The sequence below is a fragment of the Clostridium sp. CTA-19 genome, assembly GCF_054767855.1.
In genome coordinates this window covers 1-2,069 of sequence record NZ_BAAABH010000073.1, presented here as the reverse complement: position 1 = coordinate 2,069, position 2,069 = coordinate 1, and the positions used below count along the sequence as shown (strand labels likewise).

Annotated in this window: 1 protein-coding gene, 1 tRNA gene and 2 rRNA genes; all 4 read left to right on the top strand. The window is 27.3% G+C overall.

Translation table 11 applies throughout. From position 1 onward, the window contains the following. Positions 1-107, top strand: a 23S ribosomal RNA gene (locus tag ACYUE0_RS17635); the annotation flags it as partial. Between the two features lie 188 nt (positions 108-295). Then, a 5S ribosomal RNA gene (gene rrf, locus ACYUE0_RS17630) occupies positions 296-413 on the top strand. Between the two features lie 6 nt (positions 414-419). Continuing rightward, a tRNA-Phe gene (locus tag ACYUE0_RS17625) sits at positions 420-495 on the top strand. A gap of 939 nt (positions 496-1,434) precedes the next feature. After that, positions 1,435-1,599 (top strand): hypothetical protein, encoded by a 165-nt coding sequence (locus ACYUE0_RS17620; RefSeq protein ID WP_162829339.1) that lies wholly within the window; start codon positions 1,435-1,437, stop codon positions 1,597-1,599. Positions 1,600-2,069: the final 470 nt, after the last annotated feature.

Genomic DNA, 2,069 nt, shown 5'->3' with positions numbered 1-2,069 from the left:
ACGTAAGTTAGTAAGACTCCTGAAAGAACATCAGGTTGATAGGTGAGGGGTGTAAGCATGGTAACATGTTCAGCTGACTCATACTAATAAGTCGAGGGCTTGACCTAATATAATCACTGTGCAATTTTCAGAGAACAACTCTGAAAAATTTAATATAAAAATATTAATAATTAAGTTAATAAAAGCAAGTAGTTCTAGGCAACAAAGAAGTGAGAAACAGAGCTTATGAGTACATAAGTGAGTATCGTAACGACTGAAGTTAACGACGAAATACGCCGCTTATATTAAATTAAAATCTGGTGATGATGGTTTAGAGGGTAACACTCCTTTCCATTCCGAACAGGCAAGTTAAGCCTCTAGACGCCGAGAGTACTGCACGGGTGACTGTGTGGGAGGGTAGGTTGTTGCCAGGTAAGTATGGCTCGATAGCTCAGTCGGTAGAGCAGAGGACTGAAAATCCTCGTGTCGCTGGTTCGATTCCTGCTCGAGCCACCAAGCTTAGTAATTTTACTAAGCTTTTTTTATTTATTAAAAAATAAAAAATAAAAAGTTATCAACAATATATTTTAAAATGATAGAAGTTATAAACAAATTCACATAAATAACTGTGATTTTGTTTATAACTTTTTGTTTTTTGAAAGAGTGTTGTTAATAACTTTTAAGTTTATGCATTTATCAAATGAAAAAATTTAAGACTAACAATATACTAATAGTTGACAGTTTATTTTCAATGAATAGTTTATTAAGATTTTTTATTATTACATAGTGTAGTAATAAATTAAAAGAAAAATGTTTTATTGAAATAAAATGGTTTAGCTTTACGCACATGCTTGGAATCCTATATAGGGGAACAAGCTCCAATTTAAATTTATTCAATAACCTTAAAATATTTTTATACAAGATACATTGTTGAATTCTAAGCTATTCAGAGCATGTCTCACTATTTTGGGTATCCAAGTTCTGAAATGGATAATTTTAAAAGTCAACTTGGAACCCTATAGTTAATTAAGAATTTAAAATTTAGGAATTATAAATTGTGCTTGAAGCTGGATAGTTAGTTTAAAAAAATTTTTCAATATTATTAAAAATATAATAAGGTATATGCAAACCTTTTTAAGTTTCTAATGAAGATATTTTTATAAATTTTATAAGAGTATAGTATTGAATTCTAATTATACAACTTTATAGAATGAATAATTTAAGATTAATATTTTATTGTTAGTTAGTAGATTACTTTAATTAAGAGCTATGGTGATATCGCCCACTATGGTACTAATAATACTAAAGATTATTTCTTATACAACTTCTAACTAACTATAGTTGTACTTATATAAATATAGCATTTAGAAAAATATACTAAGCGTTATTATTAATATAAAACTTAATTATAGTAAACAATATAAATGAAATTTATATTATAAGGTGGTGCTATATATGGCTAAAAAAGGAATGAAAAGATATTATGAGCATAGGAGTAAAGAAGAAGTAGTTCCAGAAATACAAGGTAAAGCTAAAAGTGGAAACGCAAAAGCAGGTGTAGAATTTCATTACACTACTCCAGACAGAGAAAACTATACAGAAACGCATAAATTAAAATAAAAAGATATAAATAAAATGAGGCTTATTTAATCATAGGCTTTATTTTATTTATATTGTTTTTGTTAAAAATAAAACAAACTGAACCTAGTGTGTCATTAGTTGTAAAATGTAGAATATTGATGAAAAACAAAGAAAAAGTAACAAAATTTTATTAAACAAGAAAAAAATTGAAGAAGTATTAATAGATTTTATATATAATAAATCTTGTCGCTGAGGCAAACAAGTAAGTAACTCAAGCGATAAGGATTTAAACTTTAAAAGACACTTAAAAATTTTGAAAAAAGTTTAAAAAAAAGTGTTGACAAAGAAGTTAAAACCTAGTAAAATAGTAAAAGTCGTCAGGTAATGACGAATTGGTCTTTGAAAATTAAACAGATAAATATAGGTAAAACCAGTTAATTCATTTGAGAATCTATTTTGTAGAGACTCACATCGGAAGATGTAAAAAAATTGACTATTATAGTCAGTCA

Excerpts from the sequence above, each read along its gene's own strand:
- ACYUE0_RS17620 (WP_162829339.1), top strand. The coding sequence starts at position 1,435 with ATGGCTAAAAAAGGAATGAAAAGATATTATGAGCATAGGAGTAAAGAA.